17 protein-coding genes, 1 pseudogene and 1 riboswitch are annotated in these 17,206 nt (G+C 72.5%); of the genes and pseudogenes, 7 read left to right on the plus strand and 11 right to left on the minus strand.

Features of this window, described 5'->3' with window-relative positions:
- Nucleotides 1-5 precede the first annotated feature (5 nt).
- Nucleotides 6-770, plus strand: coding sequence for a phosphate ABC transporter ATP-binding protein PstB (pstB, locus tag ABZZ74_RS34170; protein ID WP_356771706.1), 765 nt, complete (start codon nt 6-8; stop codon nt 768-770).
- A gap of 206 nt (nt 771-976) precedes the next feature.
- Here the strand turns inward: pstB and ABZZ74_RS34175 are convergent, their stop codons facing one another.
- Nucleotides 977-1,213 (minus strand): GrpB family protein, encoded by a 237-nt coding sequence (locus tag ABZZ74_RS34175; RefSeq protein ID WP_356771654.1) that lies wholly within the window; start codon nt 1,211-1,213, stop codon nt 977-979.
- Between the two features lie 43 nt (nt 1,214-1,256).
- Between ABZZ74_RS34175 and ABZZ74_RS34180 the strand changes: the two genes are divergently transcribed.
- The gene (locus ABZZ74_RS34180; RefSeq protein ID WP_356771656.1) at nt 1,257-1,625 is read left to right on the plus strand and encodes a DUF6479 family protein; all 369 of its coding nucleotides are present in this window, start codon (nt 1,257-1,259) and stop codon (nt 1,623-1,625) included.
- A gap of 22 nt (nt 1,626-1,647) precedes the next feature.
- On the opposite strand, the gene ABZZ74_RS34185 is transcribed toward ABZZ74_RS34180, so the two are convergent.
- Complete coding sequence (locus ABZZ74_RS34185) at nt 1,648-2,334, minus strand: DUF6445 family protein (protein WP_356771658.1); 687 nt, start codon at nt 2,332-2,334, stop codon at nt 1,648-1,650.
- Between the two features lie 264 nt (nt 2,335-2,598).
- Here ABZZ74_RS34185 and ABZZ74_RS34190 point away from each other — a divergent pair, with 264 nt between their 5' ends.
- Nucleotides 2,599-3,351 (plus strand): DUF4142 domain-containing protein, encoded by a 753-nt coding sequence (locus ABZZ74_RS34190; RefSeq protein WP_356771708.1) that lies wholly within the window; start codon nt 2,599-2,601, stop codon nt 3,349-3,351.
- A 312-nt stretch (nt 3,352-3,663) separates the two neighbouring features.
- Nucleotides 3,664-4,587, plus strand: a complete 924-nt coding sequence (locus ABZZ74_RS34195; RefSeq protein WP_356771660.1) for an LAETG motif-containing sortase-dependent surface protein — start codon at nt 3,664-3,666, stop codon at nt 4,585-4,587.
- A gap of 622 nt (nt 4,588-5,209) precedes the next feature.
- Here ABZZ74_RS34195 and ABZZ74_RS34200 read toward each other — a convergent pair.
- Nucleotides 5,210-5,569 carry a metalloregulator ArsR/SmtB family transcription factor gene (locus ABZZ74_RS34200; protein WP_356771662.1) on the minus strand — a complete coding sequence of 120 codons (360 nt, stop codon included), beginning with the start codon at nt 5,567-5,569 and terminating at the stop codon, nt 5,210-5,212.
- Between the two features lie 80 nt (nt 5,570-5,649).
- Nucleotides 5,650-5,839: riboswitch (cobalamin riboswitch) on the plus strand.
- Between the two features lie 25 nt (nt 5,840-5,864).
- On the opposite strand from ABZZ74_RS34200, the gene ABZZ74_RS34205 reads away from it, so the two are divergent.
- On the plus strand, nt 5,865-6,947 hold the full coding sequence (locus ABZZ74_RS34205) for a HoxN/HupN/NixA family nickel/cobalt transporter (RefSeq protein WP_356771664.1): 1,083 nt from the start codon (nt 5,865-5,867) through the stop codon (nt 6,945-6,947).
- A gap of 30 nt (nt 6,948-6,977) precedes the next feature.
- Here ABZZ74_RS34205 and ABZZ74_RS34210 read toward each other — a convergent pair whose 3' ends face one another.
- Together ABZZ74_RS34210 and thrS are read right to left on the minus strand one after the other, a co-directional pair.
- Nucleotides 6,978-7,943 (minus strand): nucleoside hydrolase, encoded by a 966-nt coding sequence (locus ABZZ74_RS34210; RefSeq protein ID WP_356771666.1) that lies wholly within the window; start codon nt 7,941-7,943, stop codon nt 6,978-6,980.
- 48 nt (nt 7,944-7,991) lie between these two features.
- Nucleotides 7,992-9,227, minus strand: a complete 1,236-nt coding sequence (gene thrS / locus ABZZ74_RS34215) for a threonine--tRNA ligase (RefSeq protein ID WP_356771668.1) — start codon at nt 9,225-9,227, stop codon at nt 7,992-7,994.
- A 285-nt stretch (nt 9,228-9,512) separates the two neighbouring features.
- Between thrS and ABZZ74_RS34220 the strand changes: the two genes are divergently transcribed.
- Complete coding sequence (locus ABZZ74_RS34220) at nt 9,513-10,286, plus strand: hypothetical protein (protein WP_356771670.1); 774 nt, start codon at nt 9,513-9,515, stop codon at nt 10,284-10,286.
- Between the two features lie 22 nt (nt 10,287-10,308).
- Here the strand turns inward: ABZZ74_RS34220 and ABZZ74_RS34225 are convergent, their stop codons facing one another.
- The 5 genes and pseudogenes from ABZZ74_RS34225 to ABZZ74_RS34245 all read right to left on the minus strand — a co-directional run.
- Nucleotides 10,309-11,046: a GAF and ANTAR domain-containing protein gene (locus ABZZ74_RS34225; protein ID WP_356771672.1), complete on the minus strand. Its 738-nt coding sequence runs from the start codon at nt 11,044-11,046 to the stop codon at nt 10,309-10,311.
- Between the two features lie 57 nt (nt 11,047-11,103).
- Nucleotides 11,104-11,940 (minus strand): GAF and ANTAR domain-containing protein, encoded by an 837-nt coding sequence (locus ABZZ74_RS34230; protein ID WP_356771674.1) that lies wholly within the window; start codon nt 11,938-11,940, stop codon nt 11,104-11,106.
- A gap of 82 nt (nt 11,941-12,022) precedes the next feature.
- Complete coding sequence (locus tag ABZZ74_RS34235; RefSeq protein WP_356771676.1) at nt 12,023-12,406, minus strand: ANTAR domain-containing protein; 384 nt, start codon at nt 12,404-12,406, stop codon at nt 12,023-12,025.
- A gap of 278 nt (nt 12,407-12,684) precedes the next feature.
- Complete coding sequence (locus ABZZ74_RS34240; RefSeq protein WP_356771678.1) at nt 12,685-14,028, minus strand: tetratricopeptide repeat protein; 1,344 nt, start codon at nt 14,026-14,028, stop codon at nt 12,685-12,687.
- Nucleotides 14,029-14,275: 247 nt separating this feature from the next.
- A pseudogene (locus tag ABZZ74_RS34245) lies at nt 14,276-14,788 on the minus strand (hypothetical protein); the annotation flags it as partial.
- A gap of 79 nt (nt 14,789-14,867) precedes the next feature.
- Here ABZZ74_RS34245 and ABZZ74_RS34250 point away from each other — a divergent pair.
- Nucleotides 14,868-16,106, plus strand: a complete 1,239-nt coding sequence (locus tag ABZZ74_RS34250; protein ID WP_356771680.1) for an amidohydrolase — start codon at nt 14,868-14,870, stop codon at nt 16,104-16,106.
- A 21-nt stretch (nt 16,107-16,127) separates the two neighbouring features.
- On the opposite strand, the gene ABZZ74_RS34255 is transcribed toward ABZZ74_RS34250, so the two are convergent.
- Entirely contained in the window at nt 16,128-17,201 is a 1,074-nt protein-coding gene (locus ABZZ74_RS34255) for a hypothetical protein (RefSeq protein ID WP_356771682.1), read from the minus strand.
- Nucleotides 17,202-17,206 lie beyond the last annotated feature (5 nt).

The following is a 17,206-nucleotide window of genomic DNA, read 5'->3' on the forward strand; positions in this document are numbered from 1 at the left end:
CCACGATCGAGGCCCGGTCGGTCTCGGCCTGGTTCGGCGGGCACCAGGTGCTCAGCCAGGTGTCGCTGACCATGCCCGCGGGGCGGGTCACCGCGCTCATCGGGCCGTCCGGGTGCGGCAAGTCGACGTTCCTGCGCACGCTCAACCGGATGCACGAGCTGATCCCGGGGGCGCAGTTCGGGGGCGAGGTGCTCTTCGAGGGCGAGGACATCTACGACGCCTCGTGGCGGCTGACGGACGCCCGCCGCCGTATCGGCATGGTCTTCCAGAAGCCGAACCCGTTCCCGGCGATGTCGATCTACGACAACGTGGTGGCCGGCCTCCGGCTGACCGGCGCCCGCGCGAACCGCCGCGAGAAGGACGAGCTGGTGGAGGAGTCGCTGTCCCGGGCCGGCCTGTGGAAGGAGGTCCGCGACCGGCTGCGCAAGCCGGGTGGCGCGCTCTCCGGCGGCCAGCAGCAACGCCTGTGCATCGCCCGGGCGTTGGCGGTACGGCCCCGGGTGCTGCTGATGGACGAGCCGTGCTCGGCGCTGGACCCCACCTCGACCCGCCGTGTCGAGGAGACCATCCACGAGCTCGCCGACCAGGTGACGGTCGTGATCGTCACCCACAACATGCAGCAGGCGGCCCGCGTCTCCCAGCAGTGCGCCTTCTTCCTCGCCGAGCAGGGCACCCCCGGCGGCATCGTCGAGGCGGGCCCGACCGACGACGTCTTCGGCACCCCGAAGGACCAGCGCACGGCGGACTACGTGGCGGGCCGCTTCGGCTGACGGCAGTTTCTGACGGTCGTTGCAACACGTGGTTGTGTTGATCAGGCCGTGAGCGGTTCATGCAGGCGCTCGGCCGGGGTTTCCCAGCCGGGCGTTTTGCGTGGGCGGCGGGCCCGGCTGTCGTACGTCACCACGTGCAGGCGTCACCACGTGCAGGATGTGGCTGCGCACGCCGGCGTCGGCGCGGACGTACAGGAGGCGGTCGGTCATGCCGAGTGCAGCCGGAAGCCGAGTGCCGCCAGGGCCGGCTCGTGGGGGCGGGCGGCGGTCAGGGCGGGGACGGCGCCCATGAGGTCGATCACGGGCTTGGCCGCGAGGCCCGGGACCGCGGTGGAGCCGATGGGCTCGAGCGCCACGAACGGTCCGAGCGCGGCGGCCAGGAGCGCGTCGATCGCCTCCGCCGCCCGGCGGGGTCGGTCCGGGTCGGAGGCGACGATGCGCATGCTCGACCTCCCCTTTCGCGGCGTTTGGGTCGATAATCGAGGCATGAGTACGGCGACGTTTGTCATGGCGGCCACGTCGGTGGACATAAGCCACGTGGTCGGCGCCTTCATCGGTGGCCTGGTCATCGCCGGCGCCCTGGTCTGGGCCTTCTGGTTCGGCATGCGGGTGCGCGACCGTGAGCTGCCGCGGCCGCTCCCGGACGAGCAGCCCCACCTTCCCGACGGCGGAGCCGTCCGCGAGATGCGCGAGGTGCGCGAACCGGACGAGGTGCCGCTGTCCGAGGACGGGAAACGGCTGATGCCCCACGAGATGCATCCCTCGTCGAGCAGGACGGGCAAGGACCAGCACCGACGGCGCTGGATGCCCGGCTCCAGCGGCTCTTTCGGCAGCGGCGGCCTGGGCGTGCGCTAGCCCCGCGGCCGGCGTGGCCGGCTCAGGCCATCCAGAAGAAGACGGCCGTCATCCGCTTGTCCTCCAGCGTGCTGCCGGAGTAGCCGGTCGCGCTGTGCACCAGGTTGGCGTGGTACAGCAGCAGCCGGTTGTACTTGTGCGGGACCCGTATGTCCTCCTCGAAGTGGTCCCCGGGCACGAACCGGGTGCCGAGCGCCTCGACGAGGTTGTTGTGCGGCGCCTGCACGATGTTGCCACCGAGCCGTCCGCCGGGCAGCGACTGGCGGTAGAACGCGGTACCGCAGTCCTTGCCGACGCCGGGGTTGAGATACAGCACGGCCGCGTACCGGCACAGCGCCCGTGAGTCGGTGTGCGGCCGCGGCTCGCTCTCGCCCTCGCCCACGACCTGGACGCAGTTGTGGTTGAGCGTGCCGCCGCCGGGCGCCTGCTGCACCCACAGGTCCCTCGCCCCGGTCGCCTTCCTCACCAGGCGCTCGACGCGGGCGAGTTCGTCCGGCTCCAGGCCCGGCATGGTGCGCAGGCCCGGCCAGGTCTCCGAGGTGTACGGGTAGCCCTTGACCCAGTCGTCCTTCGCCAGACAGCGCTCCCGTACGGCGTCCACGTCCGGCAGGACGTCGTCGATGACCCAGTAGTCGCGGCCCTTGGTGGGCTTGCGGTAGGGCAGGACGGGAAGGGCCGCGGGGACCCTGGGCGCGGGCTGTGGGGGCATGAGCCGAATCTAGGTCGGGGGTTCCCCGCACTCTCCCGTGAACGGGTCAACATTCCGTCAACGCCTTGTCATGGCCACCGAAGAACCGGACCGCCAACTCCCCGGAGACATGGCTCACATCCCCCGGTTTTTACCAAACCAAAAGGTTCCGCGCCCGGGTCCGGTCCGTATTCCACACCGTCCTACCCCGCCGCACGACGGCGGATCCCCGACCGGGCAGGAGGCACGGTGCGCTTTTCGCGGAACGCGACGGGAACTCTCTTCGTGGGCGGTGCTCTGAGTCTGACTCTGGCCGCGCTCGCCTATCCCGCGATGCTCGGGGTGAACACCGTGTCGGCCTCAGGAACAAGAGTCATCGCTCAGACCCAGTGGGGTCCGCTGACGGAGTCGGACCGCGACTTCGTGGTCAAGGTGCGCGCGGCCGGTCTGTGGGAGTACCCCGTCGGCCAGCTGGGCCTGCAGAAGGGCCAGAGCCAGGCGGTCAAGATCGCCAGCAAGCACCTGATCGACGGTCACGCGGCGCTGGACGCCAGCTGCCGCAAGATCAGCACGATGCTGAACATCACGATCCCCAACATCGCGAGCCCCCAGCAGGTCGGCTTCGTCAACACCCTCAAGGCGGACAGCGGCAAGCAGTTCGACACGGACTTCGCCAACATCCTGCGGGTGACGCACGGTTCGATCTTCAACACGATCGCGAAGATCCGCTCCACGACCAAGAACACCGTGGTGCGCGCCCTGGCCGACCAGGCCAACGCGACGGTCCTGGACCACATCACGGTCATGGAGCAGACCGGGCTGGTCAACTTCGACCAGGTGCTCTTCCAGGAGACCACCCCGCCGAAGCTGCCCGCCAAGGACCTGACCCCGCCGCCTCCGCTCGCGGGCCAGCCCCAGATCGTGCTCACCCCGCCGGTGGACACCACCACCCAGCCCCCCATCCTGCCCGGCGAGTCCTCGCCCGGCACGGGCGGCGCGGGAGGCACCGCGGCCAGCCCCAGCCCGACGGTGGGATAGCCCCCACGGGAACGGTCGTACGGCCCTACGGGCACGGTCGTACGGCCCGTGTGGGACTGGAGGTTCGGGCGGTCGAACGGAAGCGGATCCGCCCGTTCCTACTGTGGCGTAATCGTGATGGCTGGTTGAACTTTCGGCGCATCACCGCAGGTTGACAGCGTTCGGCCGGGACATCCACCATGTGAGCGCACTGAGGCGCATGTGACCAATGGGCCTGGTGTTTTCACAGACCATTCTCCCCGGCACGGCCGGCCGCCGCGTGCTGTCCCGCGCCGCCGTGCCCGGGTCACGCACGCGAAGATGGGGATCCGCATGTCCATAGTGAGACGTGTCACCGTGCGCCGCCTCATGGGGACGGGCGCCGCGTCGCTCGCCCTGTGCGCCGCAACCGTCGCCGCCGCCTCCGGCGCCTGGGCCCACGGCGGAACTCCGGGCGGCGACGGCTGGAAGGCCGGCGGCTCCTACAAGCCCGGCACCGGTGCCGGCACCAAGACGGAGGCCGACCGCTGCCAGTTCTCGCTGGACGGCACGAGCTTCTACGACTCGGTGAAGGTCGACGACCAGACGCTGAAGCCCACCGACGACGGCAAGGTCCACATCAAGGTCCGTACCGCCGGTGACGCCTCCACCTGTACCGCCTCGCTCGCCTCCTACCTCGCCCACGGCGCGACCTTCGCGACCTCGGGGCAGCAGGTCTTCGTCGACTTCGACACCGTGACGGTCAAGTCCGGGCAGACCGACTCGCTGGACATCGCGGTGCCGGACGCGGGCTGCTTCGCGCAGATCGACCTCTACCGCGGCGCCACCAAGTTCGACGGCAAGCTGGACGCCAAGGACGGTTTCCAGCACGGGGACCTGCCGGCCGGCCCGGACCACGCGGTCATCAAGGACAAGCTGATCGCGTCCTGGAACGGCGGTACGAAGGACTGCACGAACACCGAGTCGCAGCCCCCGAGCACCCCGCCGGCCTCCACGCCGCCGTCGACGCCCCCGGCCTCCGAGAGCGCCACCCCGACACCGAGTGCCTCCGAGTCGACGCCGGCCTCGACCGACACCCCGGTCGCCTCGGCGTCCACCACCGTCCCGGCGGCCACGCCGAACGGCGGTGGCGGCGGCCTCGCCGAGACCGGCGGCGGCAGCAACTCCGGCCTGATCGCCGGCGGCGCGGCGGCGCTCCTGGCGGGCGGCGCGGCGATCGTCGTCGCGAGCAAGCGCCGCCGCGGCGCCCGCTCCTGAACCACCCCCGAAGACGAACGCCCCGGAGATCCCCCGCTCCGGGGCGTTCGTTCGCACGCGGCACTGGTGGTGTGCGGTGCGGGTGGTGTGCGGTGCGGGTGGTGTGCGGTGCGGGTGCTGGTCATGAGCGGTGATGTGCCGTGACCGGTGATGTGCCGTTGCTGGTCATAAGCCTTCGACGGGCCCACGCCCCCGGTGGTCATTGGCCGTCGGGGCGTGTTCCCTCGCGGTCATGAGCCCTCGTCAGCCTTGTGCGGTCGCTGGTCACGAGTCGTCGCCAGCCGTGTGCCCTCGAACAGTCATCAGCTGGCGACTGTCACACACCGTCGGGCTCCCGTGCCGTCAGGCTCCCGTGCCGTCCGCCGTCACGAGCTGTCGGCGGTCATGAGTTCCCGGGGCATGAGGGCTCGGCGGTCACGAGCTCTTGATGGCCACATGCTGTCAACCGCCACGACCGCCCCGTCGACCGCCACGACCCGTCGGCCCCCAGAAACCGTCACCCCCCACGAACGTCGGTCCCCGCACGCCGTCACCCACCCACGACCGCCACCCCTCACACACCCTCACCCACCCACGAACCGTCGACGCCCACGACCCGACGGCCCTCACGTGCCGTCGGCGGTCACGTGCCGTCGGCTGTGCAGTGTTTGAGGAGGAGGCGGGTGTCCTCGTCGACCACGCGGTAGCGGACGACGCGGCCCTCCTTCTCGCCGGCCACCACCCCGGCCGCCCGCAGCAGGCGCAGGGCCTGGGACACGGCGGGGTCGTTCATGCCGGTCGCGATCGCGAGGTCGGAGACGGCGAGCGGGCCGGTGCGGTGCAGGGCGAGCAGCAGCGCGAGCCGTTTGGGGTCGGCGAGCAGCGAGAAGCGGTCGGCCCAGGTGCGCACATGGGCCTCGTCACCGATGGCGGCGATGGCGTCGCACACCCGGTGGCCATCGATGGTGCGGCGGTCCGCGCGGTCGGCCGGGACGAGATGCATGCGCACATCCTCGCAGGCGCGCCTCTGTGATCTTCGATACCTGCACAGGTACGCAGCTATGCAGGAAGGGCCGCTCCCCCCTACGGTGGGCGGGCCGTGGTGTTCGGGAAGTCGGTGCGATGCCGACGCGGCCCTCGCCACTGTGATCGGGAAGTCACCGGTCCACGTCCCGCACGGGACAGCCACTGGCCGTTTCACCACGGCCGGGAAGGCGGACCGGGGACGCACGACCCGTCAGCCAGGAGACCGGCCACGGCATCTCACGAGATGATCCACGAGGTGCTGGAGCGTGAACATGGCCGACGCTGCTTCTTTCCGCTGGCAGCGCGAGGACACCGTCAAGACCGTGGGGCTGGTGGCGGTGATCGCCGCCCTCCACGTCGCCGCCTTCGGAATCCTCTTCCTCCTCGTCGTCCCCGGCCACTACGAGGTCGGCTCCAAGGCCTTCGGCATCGGCCTCGGCGTCACCGCCTACACCCTGGGCGTGCGGCACGCCTTCGACGCCGACCACATCGCCGCGATCGACAACACCACCCGCAAGCTGATGGCCGACGGCAAACGGCCGGTGTCGGTGGGCTTCTGGTTCGCGCTGGGGCACTCCAGTGTGGTCGTGGTGCTGGCCGCCATGATCGCGGGCGGCACGGCACTCGCCGGCAAGGTCATGAACGAGAACTCAAGCACCCACAAGGTGCTCGGCTTCCTCGGTACGACGATCTCGGGCACGTTCCTCTACGTCATCGCCGCGCTCAACCTGGTGGCGCTGATGGGCATCCTGAAGGTCTTCAAGGCGATGCGGGCGGGGACGTACGACGAGTCGGAGCTCGAGGCGCACCTGGATTCCCGGGGCTTCATGAACCGGATCCTCGGCCGCCTCACCAGGTCGATCACCCGCCCGGGCCAGATGTACCCCCTGGGCTTCCTCTTCGGGCTCGGCTTCGACACCGCGACGGAGGTCACGCTGATGGTGATGGCGGGCTCCGGCGCGGCGGCGGGGCTGCCCTGGTACGCGGTCCTGTGCCTGCCGCTGCTCTTCGCGGCCGGGATGAGCCTGTTCGACACGCTGGACGGCACGTTCATGAACTTCGCCTACCAGTGGGCCTTCTCCAACCCGGTCCGCAAGGTCTTCTACAACCTGACCATCACCGGCCTGTCCATCGCGGTGGCCTTCTTCATCGGCACGATCGAGCTGGTGGGCGTCCTGCACGAGAAGTTCGACCTGACCGACTCGGTCACGGGCTGGATAGCCGACCTCGACCTGGACAACGTCGGCTACGTCATCGTCGGCCTGTTCGTGGTGGTGTGGGCGGCGGCGCTGACCTACTGGCGGGTGGCGAAGGTGGAACAGAAGTGGTCGGTGCGGACCGCGGAAACCCCGTGACCCGCACCGTCCTTGCCGGCCGGCGCGCCGTCACTGCCTCTCGACCGCCGACAGCCACAGCTTGACGAAGCGGGGCACGTCCACGTCCAAGGCCACGTCCACCAGGGGCTGTTCGCGGGCGCCCTCGTGGATCTCGGACTCGCCGGGGCGGGCGCGGCGGTCGACGATCGTCTGACCCCGGGTGGGTCCGGGGGCGAGGGAGACCTCGACGGGGAGCAGGCTGGTGGTGATGCCGGCCGGGTCGGCGACGGAGCAGACCGCGCCCGCGTCACCGAGCCCGCCGGCGGTCTCGTCACTGTCCGGGTCGGGCGAGGACGGGCGGTGGGCGAGGAGTTCACCGGCGAGACGGGTGCCGGGCTCCGCGCTCGCCCGCAGCCGTCGTACGTCCGCGCCCGGCACCACGACCCGCTGGAAGACGTCGAGGCCGTACATCGTGATCGGCACGCCGGCGGTGAGCAGGACGGCGGCGGCCTCCGGGTCGTGCCAGACGTTGAACTCGGCGACCGCCGTGGCGTTCCCGGTCGCGACCGCGCCGCCCATGAAGACGATCCGCTCGATGTTGCGGACCACGTCCGGGTGCGTCCGCAGCAGCAGCGCGATGTTGGTCAGGGGCGCCGTCGGGACCAGCGTCACCGGGCGCGGCGAGGCGAGGATCTCGCGGCGCAGCAGCGTCACGGCGTCCACGTCGGCCGGGGCGCGGGTCGGCGCGGGCAGACCGATGTCGCCCATGCCGTCCACCCCGTGCACATGCCGTGCCGTGCGCACCGGCTCGATCAACGGCCGCTCGGCGCCCCGGCCGACGGGGATCTCCGGGGCACCGGCCTGCTCCAGCACGGTAAGGGTGTTGCGCACGACGCCGTCCACGTCCGTATTCCCGGCGACACAGGTGACCGCCCGCAGATCGATCCCCGGGTGCCGCACCGCGAACAGCAGGGCGAGGGCGTCGTCGACACCGGTGTCACAGTCGATGATCACAGGAACGGGCTGACCGGTCACAGCGGACTCCCTCTTCGTCACACCATCGGTACGAGACCGACCTTATGCCTATGCGGGCGCCCACAAGTCGGTGCTCCTGGCTGCCACCCGGGCGTCGATCCGGCGCAGTAGTTCCTCCGCCGGCAGGGCTCCGGGGTGGGTTCCGTCGCGGAGGCGCGGGGCCGCCAGGCCCTCGGTTGCCTCTTGTTCGCCGATCACCGCCTGGTAGGGGACCAGACGGTGAGCCCGGACGCGGGCGCCGAGGGAGCCGTGCTCGGGGCCGGCGAGCTCTGCTCGCAGACCACGGGCGAGGGCCCTGGTCAGGAGGGCCTGCGCCTGCGGGCGCTGCTGCTCGGACACCGGAAGCACCACCAGCTGGACGGGGGCGAGCCAGGCGGGGAAGGCGCCGCCGTGCTGTTCGACGAGGTGCGCGACCGCCCGCTCCATGCTGCCGATGACGCTGCGGTGCACCATGACCGGCCGGTGCCTCGCCCCGTCCGCGCCGATGTAGTGCAGGTCGAAGCGTTCGGGCTGGTGGAAGTCGATCTGCACGGTGGACAGGGTCGACTCGCGCCCGGCCGGGTCGGCGATCTGCACGTCGATCTTGGGGCCGTAGAAGGCGGCCTCGCCCTCGACCGCGTCGTAGGCGACGCCGGCCCCGTCCAGCACCTCGCGGAGCAGGGCGGTGGCCCGTTCCCAAAGGGCCGGGTCCGCGACGTACTTGCCGCCCTCGCCGGGGAGGGAGAGACGGTAACGGGCGGCTCGGATGCCCAGGTCCGCGTAGGCCCGCCCGATCAACTCCAAGGCCCCGCGCGCCTCTTCCACCGCCTGCTCCAGGGTGCAGAAGACATGGGCGTCGTTGAGCTGGATGGACCGCACCCGGGTCAGCCCGCCGAGCACCCCGGACGGCTCGGAGCGGTACATGCCGCCCAACTCGGCGATACGCAAGGGAAGTTCGCGGTAGCTGTGGGACCGGGAGCGGTAGATCAGGGCGTGGTGGGGACACAGGCTCGGGCGCAGCACGACCTCCTCGCCGCCCAGCCGCATCGGCGGGAACATGTCGTCGCCGTAGTGCGCCCAGTGCCCTGAGATCTCGTACAGCTCGCGTTTGCCGAGGACCGGCGAGTACACGTGCCGGTACCCGGCCACCCGCTCCAGCCCCCTCACGTACTCCTCCAGCACGTGCCGCACGGTCGCGCCGTCGGGCAGCCAGTACGGCAGCCCCGCGCCCATCAGCGGATCGGTGTCGAACAGCGCCAGTTCACGGCCGAGACGTCGGTGGTCGTGCATGGTCCTCCTCCTCACTCGGGAGGGACGGGCGACCCGGGCGACGTATGACGAAGCCCCGGGGCACTCGCCCCGGGGCTTCGGACATCCAGTCCGGTGTTCAGCGCGCCGGGACGTTCTCCGGCGTCGTCGTGGAAAAGGCTTGGGCGCGCTGCATGGCGACGACCGTAGCGCGGGGGCGGCCGGGGCCGCGAGGGATTAACGGTCCTCGTAACCCGTACGGCCCGGCTCGGTGGTGGGCCGTCGGAGGCGATGGTCCCGTGGGAGACGTACACCGTCCTGTACGTCGGTCAGGAGCCCCCGATGCCCCGCACCCCCGCCCGCGTCCTCGCCGCCTCCGCCCTCACCGCCGCCGTCCTCGCCGGCGCGAGCGCCTGCACGGCTCTGACGGACGGGGCGGAGCAGCCGGTGCGGGGTGCCTCCCCGACCGCGAAACCCTCGTCGACCGCCCCTGCCGCGCCGCCCGCCCTCACCGAGGCGCAGGCGCAGGCCGCGCTGGTCACGGCCGCGGACCTGGGGGACCCCTGGGCGCCCACGCAGGGGGCGGCGACCTGGCGGGACGGGGTACTGAAGGCGACCACCGACGCGCCCGACTGCCGTCGGCTGCTGGACGCCCTGTACGCCGACGACCTGTTCGGCACCGACGCCCGGGTCCGGGCCGTGGTGGGGCTTGACGACGCCCTCGACCAGGCCCAGTTGCGCTACCAGGTGCTCACGCTGGACGCGGGGGAGGTGTCGCGGACCCTGGACTGGATGCGGGCGCTGCCGCGGACGTGCGGACGGTTCACGGCCGTCACCCAGTACGGGGCCGTGCAGGGCGTGCAGGTCACGGAGGCGCGGCTGCCCGAGGTCGGGGACGCGCGGCAGGGGCTGCGGGTCACGCTGACCGGCGCGGCGGCGGACGGCGAGCCAACCGTGCTGACACTGGACGTCGCAGCGGTCCGGGCCGGCGAGGACACCGTCGCCGTCACCGACGGCGGCCTCGGGGACGTCTCCCCCGACGTGACCGCGACGGCCGTACAGAAGGGCCTCCAACGCCTGGCCGACGTACGCAAACAGGGCCGCGCACAGGTCTGAGCGGCACGGACCCGCGGAGCGCTCAGAGGGGCTCCGGGGTCTCCTCCAGCAGTTCCCGTGGGTCGAGTCTGCGTTCGGCGAGGGCGCGGGCGACCGTCGACAGGGAGAGCTGCCGTTTCTCCGCGTGCCGGCGCAGCAGTTCGTAGGCCTGGGTGAGGGAGATGCCCACGGTCTCCGCGAGCAGGCCCTTGGCCAGTTCCACGGTCGCCTTGGCGGAGACCGCCGCCTGCAGGGACGTCAGCAGGTCGTGCGGGCGCCTGGGCGCGGCCGGCCAGTGGGTCAGGGTGAGCGCGGCGATGTCGCTCATGCCCTGGGCGACGACGAGGTCGGCGGCCGACAGCACGTCGCTGTGCCGGTTCGCCAGCGCCACCGCGCCGATCGGACGCCCGTCCAGGCGCAGGGGCAGCACGTGCATGGAGGCGTAACCGGCGGCCAGCGCGCACTCGGTGTACTCCGGCCAGCGGCCACCGGAGCGCAGATCGTCCGCGGCGACCGGCTCCCCGGTGCGGTAGCAGTCGACGGACGGCCCCTGGTCCCGCTGCACCTGGAACAGGTCGAGGCGGCCGAGCCCGTCCTCGGAGGCGGACATGGGGCGCAACTCGCCCCGTGAGTCCGCCATCACGACCCCGACGGCGTCCACGGCCAGCAGGCCGAGGCAGTGCTCGCCGAGCCGGGCGAACAGGTCGAGCGGGTCGAAGTGCGCAGCGAGGGTGTCCGCCAGATCGACGAAGGCACGCGTCAGCCGCAGCTCGCGGTTCATCCGTTCCTCCTCACTCCGACACTACGCCTGTTCACCGGTCGGCGTGCCGGAGCGCCCTCAGTCACGGTCGAACCTCTTCCTGTGCATGACGATGTCGCGCGCCACCTCGAGCGCCGTGCGGTTCTGCGCGAATGCGCGGGCACGCAGCCGGGCCAGCGCCTCGTCGGAGTCGACCCCGAGCTGCGCCATGATCATGCCGATGGCCTGGTAGACCTCGTCGTGATCGGTGGCGAGGCCGCTCAGCCAGGGTTCGTCTCCGCCCGGCGGTCCATTGTCCGCCTGCCGGGGCAGCGCCATCAGCGCGATCGTCATGACGCTGGCGACCAGCAGCGCGGTGCGTACCTCGCGCTCGGTGAGCTCGCCGGGGGTGTCGCGGTACAGGTCGAGCGTGCCCACGCAGACGGCGTCGTTGCCCAGCGGCACCGAGTACACGGCGGAGACGCCGAGGGAGGTCGCCTCGTGCGCGAACACGGGCCAGCGGCGTGCGTCCGGGCCGTCCGTCAGATCGGAGGCGAGGACCGGGGCGCCGATCTCGGCGGCGTACATGCACGGTCCGTCGCCCAGGGTGGCCTGCACCTCGGCGAGATGGGCCGCCTGGTCGTCGCTGGCGCTGAGCTGTATCGGCATGCCGTCACTGCGCAGGGAGACGCTGGCACCGGCCACCGGCAGCAGCTTGACCGCGACCGTGCAGAGCCGGCCGGGGATCTCGCGGGGTTCGGCGCCCCGCACCCCCTCGGCGATCACGTCGGCGGCCCGGACCCGGTTGATCCTGCGCTCCGCCGGTGCGTCGGCACCGCCGCGACGCGGATCGTCTCCCGGTCCGTCACCGTAGAAGCCGTCGCGGTCGTCCCTGGGCCGCACGGCCACCGCCTCCTTCAATCGCAGCGCGGCCATTATCGACCACGGTTCCCCGGGGCGGGTTCACCCGGAGGAGGGTTCGTGAATCGTGGCGAGCCCGCTCAGGGGCGCACCCCGACTACCCGTCGCCCGAGAAGCGAAACGTCGTCGTGTCCTCGCCGCCCAGCGGTGACCTGCGCGGTGCCGGAGGGCGCGGGGAAGGAGGCTCGCCCGTGACACCGGTGACGAACTCGGCGGCGACGTCGCGCAGCTTCATGTTCCGGCGCTGGGAGGCGCGGGTGAGGAGCTCGAAGGCCTCGTCGGCGGTGCAGCGGCGGCCGGCCATGATCACGCCGAGGGCCTGGTCGATGACGCCGCGCGAGACGATCGCGCTGCCGGGAAGCGGCTTCCCGGACCGGGCTTCACAGCGCGGGCACCGCTCGCTACCGTCGGCTGTGGTGCGCGTCTGGCAGCGGCCGCACGAGGGCGAGCCCGGTGGCGCCGCTCCCGGGTGGGCGTTCACGGGCGGTGTGCCGGCCTGTGGCCGGATCCCGTTGTGAGTGCTTCTCCCGAGCCGCCCGCACGGTGGCGTTCCCTACCGTCGGCCCGACCCGCCGGACCGCCCGCGAGCCCTCGTCCCCGTGACCGCCACGCCGACCGGGGCGTCTCCCGCCGTCCCGAGCGGGCACGGGGCTTCCCGGGCGAGCGCGCGTACGGGGAGCGGCGCGCCCTCGCCCGGCGGCCACCGCCCACCACCAGGCGGTGGCCGCCACCCCTGCCCGGGTGCCGTGCGGGCCCTTGTCACAGGGGAGGCTGGGCCGGGGCCGGGCCTAGGGTGGTGGTGCCGGGGGCCGTGCGATGGCCGAGGCCCGTGCGGTAGGCGTCGAGGGCTGCTTCGACCCGGCCCGTGCGGCGGAGCAGGTCGCCCAGCAGACGGCACAGGTCGGCGAGGTCGCCGGCGGCGCCCGCCCGCTCCAGGAGGCTCAGGGCGCGTACGTAGTGCTCCTCGGCGGCCTCCGTGTCGCGGGCGTCCTCGGCGATGATGCCGAGCAGGCGGTGGGCGGCGGCGGAGTGCAGGGCGCCGCGTTCGGAGTTGAGGGTGCTGAGCACCTCGTTCAGCAGGTCGGCGGCCTCCTCGGACTTGCCGCGCCGGTGCAGCACGTCGGCGAGTTCGACGGCGGCCTGGCTGCTGTAGAGGGCGGCCCGGCCCGCCGAGAGCATCTTCAGGGCCTGCCGCAACTCGCTCTCCGCCCGCTCCAGTTCGCCGTTCTGGGCGCAGACGTACCCGCGCATCCAGTGGCAGTTGGCCAGCTCGGTGCGCAGCTGCAGGGTCCGGTACAGCTCGGCGGCCTTGGCGAGCGAGGCGTCGGCCTCGGCGATGCGTCCCTCGGCAAGCAGGGTACGGGCGACCGAGCGGTGCATCCGGGCGACCAGCGCAGGGTCCCCGGCCTGCGGGGCGAGGGCGAGCGCGAACTCGGCGGCCTTGGCGGCGCGGGCGTGGACGCCCATGTCCATGTAGGGGCCGATGATGCTGGCGTAGAGCAGCAGCAGCGCGTCGGGGTCGTGCAGCCCGCCCCGGTTCAGCTCGTCGAGGGTCGACTCCAGCAGGTAGACGGCGTAACGGAGTTCACCGGCGAGGTAGTGGGAGACGGCGCGCCCGCGCAGGGCCGGCACCCGGGCGGGCAGCGGCGCGTCGGCGAGGACCTGTTCGGTGCGCTCGAAGTACCCGCGGGCGGCGGTCAGTTCGCCGCTCTCTAGGGCGCACTCGCCGAGTCCGAGCAGCGCGGCGGCCCGAACGTCGGCCAGGTCGTGCTCCTCGGCCTCGGCGAGCAGGGCGGTGTACCGGTCGGCGGCCTCCTCGACCTCGCCGGCCGCGAGGCTGCGCTGCGCCCCGGTCAGCCGGAGCCGCAGGTCGGTGGCGAGGTGGGCCGGTCGTCCGGTGACCAGCTCCTCGTAGGCCACGCCGAGGCGCTCGGCGATGTGCCGCAGCGCCTCGTCGGAGGGCCGCACCCGGCCGGCCTCCAGGGTGGAGATGTAGGCGGGCGTGTACGCGGGCTCCGCCAACTGCCGCTGTGTCAGCCCACGTTCTCCTCGCCACTGTTGCACCCTGCGCCCGATGGTCTCCGGATCGTCACGTTCCGCCATCCCCAACTCCCCCTGACCCTCTTGCTGTTGTCCGCTGGAGCCCCTAGGTTAAGCGGCACCTTAAGCGCGTTTAATACAACACTGTTGAAACGCCATTGAGAGGTTGCCGTGCTCCGAAACATCTCCGAGCGTTACGCCCGAGGTCTCGGCGCAGCCATCGTCGCGGTGGCCGCCCTCCTGCTGGCCGCCAACGCGGTCCCGGCGAAGGCGGACGACGCGCGGGAGGTCGGCCAGGTACAGCAGATCCACGACGCGGGCCGGTGACCGCCGCCTCCTCGCGCAGCTCGTCGGCCGTCATCGGGCCGAGCAGCAGCCCGGCGCCGGACAAGGCGTCCGCCAGGCCCCGGTGTTCGGCGCAGCGGGCGTAGAAGTCGGCGCGCACGGCGACCAGAACGCGCAGCCCGCTGCCCGGGTCGCGGGCGGCGAGCAGCAGGTCGATGAAGCGTGAGCGCTCCCGCCGGTCGTGGCAGAGGGTGAAGACCTCCTCGAACTGGTCGACCACGACCCAGCTCTCGGGCTCCCCCGGCGCGGGACTGAGCAGGTGTCCGTAGGTGGCGGCGGGTGTGGGGCCGGGGGTGAGGATGCGCAGGGCGGCCGGGCAGGCGCGTACCGCGATCTCCTGCCGCAGCCTCGGGATGAGACCGGCGCGCAGCAGGGAGGACTTGCCGCTGCCCGAGAGGCCGAACAGCACGGCGAACCGGTGCCCGCGGACCAGCTCGCCCACCTCGTCGATCACCCGGCCCCGGCCGAAGAAGAGTTCTGACACCGGGCCCCCAGAACGCGGCCGCCGACGGCACTCCCCCCTGCCGTCGGCGGCCGCCTTGCGTACGCTGCCTCCCGTGACCTCTGCCGCCGCCCGCGCCGCACTCGACCTCACCGCCCACCTCCCGGTCGCCGACCTGGCCGACTTCTACCGGGACCTGCACCGCCATCCCGAGCTCTCCCTCCAGGAGCACCGCACGGCGGCCCGGTTCGCCGAGCGGCTGAGGAAGGCCGGGTACGAGGTCGAGGAGGGCGTCGGCGCCACCGGCGTCGCCGGCATGCTCCAGAACGGCGACGGGCCGACGGTCCTGCTGCGCGCGGACATGGACGCCCTGCCGGTCACCGAGGAGACCGGGCTGCCGTACGCCTCCGAGGTGCCGGGAGTGATGCACGCCTGCGGGCACGATCTGCACGTGACCTGGCTCGCGGGCGCCGCGGAGGCGCTGGCCGCGGGGCGGGATGCCTGGAGCGGCACCCTGCTCGTGGTCGGCCAGCCCGCCGAGGAGACCGGCGAGGGCGCGGCAGGGATGGTGGCGGACGGCCTGTACGAGCGGCTCGCCCGGCCGGACGTGCTGCTCGGACAGCACGCGGCGCCCGGTCCGGTGGGCTTCTACGCCCACACCCCGGGGCTGATCATGTCCGCCTCGACGGACATCGACATCGTCGTGCACGGCCGGGGCGGGCACGGCTCACGGCCCGAGACGACCGTCGACCCGGTCGTCACCGCCGCCTACCTCGTCACCCGTCTGCAGACGGTCGTCTCCCGCGAGATAGCCGCCCGTGAGTCGGCCGTGCTGACCGTCGGGCGCATCGAGGCGGGCACCCGGCACAACATCATCCCCTCCGAGGCACGCATCGCCCTCAACCTGCGCACCCAGTCCGACGAGGTGCGCGAGCGGATGGTCGCGGCGATCCGACGCATCGCGGCCGGCGAGGCGCTCGCCGCCGGCTGCCCCCGCGAACCGGAGATCCGGGTGGGCGCCACCTTCCCGGTGACCGTCAACGACGCGGACACCGACCGCCGGGTGGCCGCCGTGCACGAGGAGGTGCTGGGGGCGGGGACGGTGCTGGACTTCGGCCCGGTGATGGGCAGCGAGGACTTCCCGCGGCTGGCCGAGGGCGGGATCCCGTACGACTACTGGTTCGTGACGACGACGTCGGCCGAGGTCTGGGACGCGGCCGAGGGCGCGGACCTGATGGAGAAGTTCCTCGCCGTCCCCAGCAACCACAGCCCCCGCTTCGCACCCGACCTCGCGACGATCGCACCGGGCGTGCGGACGCTGGTGTCGGGGGCGCTGGCGTATCTCGCCGGCTAGGCGGGACGTCCGGGCGCCGGCTCAGCCCTGGGTCTGCAACTGACGCAGCTGGCGCTGGACATGGTCGAGCGCCCCCTGTCGGCGGCCGGGCACCCGGGAGCGCAGGTCCGCCAGCCGGGCCCCGAGTTCGCGGGCCGCCTCCGGGTCCCGGATCTGCCCCCACTGGTGGTGCGCCCGGTCCACCGCCGTCTCGACCTGCGGCGCGTCGGCAGCCTGTCCCGCCGTCAGCCGCGCGGCGGCCACCCCCAGCCAGGTACGGCAGCTGCGCACCGGATCCCCGGCGAACATGGCCAGGTCCGCCCGGACCTCGGCCCAGTGCAGCGCGGGCTCGGAACCGGGACCGTACGCCCTCAGGGCCGCCTGCTCGTGCCGGGCGGCGAGCGCGTCGGCGTCGGGGTGCCGTCCGGAGCGGACGGCGGCGGAGATGACGGCGTGCGGGTCGTCGACGGCCGGCGCTTGTCGGGGCGGCGGCGTCGGCGCGGTCAGCACCAGTCCCGGTGCCTCGTCGGCGATCCGGCTCAGCGCCTGCTGGTGGAGCTGTTCCAGGGGCGGACGCCGGCCGCTTCTCAGCAGGGTCGCCACCGCCTTCATGTACGTCGGCACGGCCACCTCCCTGCGGGCGGGCGGCGGCGCGATCCGCCCGTGGACCACGGTCGTGCGGCCGGAGTCCAGAGCGTTCGCCCGCAGCCACTCCCAGGTCTCGGCGTCCGCGTGCAGATCGAGCAGCAGGGTCGTCGAACCGGCGGGGCGCAGCCGGAGTTCCTCCCGGATCCAGTGCCAGGGCAGGCCGGTGTAACGGACCGTGGAGGGGGTCGTCCGAGCCAGCGCCAGGTGCGGAAGCCGTTGGCGGCGGTCGAGTTGGAGCTGTCCGGCGACGAAGACGGTGAGCGGGCCGGGAGCCGCCGCGGCGGCCCGCAGCCGGGTCAGTACGGCCTGCGGCTCCAGGGGGTCGGCGAGTTCGACGACGTTGGCCGTGTCCGTGCCCGCCAGCACCGACGGCGGGACGGCGGCGAGGACGGGGAGGACGGAGGCCGCGTCCACCAAGCACCCCTTGCCCGCCGGGGCGGCGGCGAGCAGCAGCACGGTTCCTGGCATCGGTC

This window comes from Streptomyces sp. NPDC006476, assembly GCF_040612015.1.
Classification (GTDB): Bacteria; Actinomycetota; Actinomycetes; order Streptomycetales; family Streptomycetaceae; genus Streptomyces; species Streptomyces griseorubiginosus_B.

Bases quoted from the DNA above. Each gene is read 5' to 3' on its own strand.
- ABZZ74_RS34175 (WP_356771654.1), bottom strand. From the start codon at position 1,213: ATGCGCATCGTCGCCTCCGACCCGGACCGACCCCGCCGGGCGGCGGAG.
- ABZZ74_RS34180 (WP_356771656.1), top strand. From the start codon at position 1,257: ATGAGTACGGCGACGTTTGTCATGGCGGCCACGTCGGTGGACATAAGC.
- ABZZ74_RS34185 (WP_356771658.1), bottom strand. From the start codon at position 2,334: ATGCCCCCACAGCCCGCGCCCAGGGTCCCCGCGGCCCTTCCCGTCCTG.
- ABZZ74_RS34195 (WP_356771660.1), top strand. From the start codon at position 3,664: ATGTCCATAGTGAGACGTGTCACCGTGCGCCGCCTCATGGGGACGGGC.
- ABZZ74_RS34200 (WP_356771662.1), bottom strand. From the start codon at position 5,569: ATGCATCTCGTCCCGGCCGACCGCGCGGACCGCCGCACCATCGATGGC.
- ABZZ74_RS34205 (WP_356771664.1), top strand. From the start codon at position 5,865: ATGGCCGACGCTGCTTCTTTCCGCTGGCAGCGCGAGGACACCGTCAAG.
- ABZZ74_RS34220 (WP_356771670.1), top strand. From the start codon at position 9,513: ATGCCCCGCACCCCCGCCCGCGTCCTCGCCGCCTCCGCCCTCACCGCC.
- ABZZ74_RS34225 (WP_356771672.1), bottom strand. From the start codon at position 11,046: ATGAACCGCGAGCTGCGGCTGACGCGTGCCTTCGTCGATCTGGCGGAC.
- ABZZ74_RS34230 (WP_356771674.1), bottom strand. From the start codon at position 11,940: ATGGCCGCGCTGCGATTGAAGGAGGCGGTGGCCGTGCGGCCCAGGGAC.
- ABZZ74_RS34240 (WP_356771678.1), bottom strand. From the start codon at position 14,028: ATGGCGGAACGTGACGATCCGGAGACCATCGGGCGCAGGGTGCAACAG.
- ABZZ74_RS34255 (WP_356771682.1), bottom strand. From the start codon at position 17,201: ATGCCAGGAACCGTGCTGCTGCTCGCCGCCGCCCCGGCGGGCAAGGGG.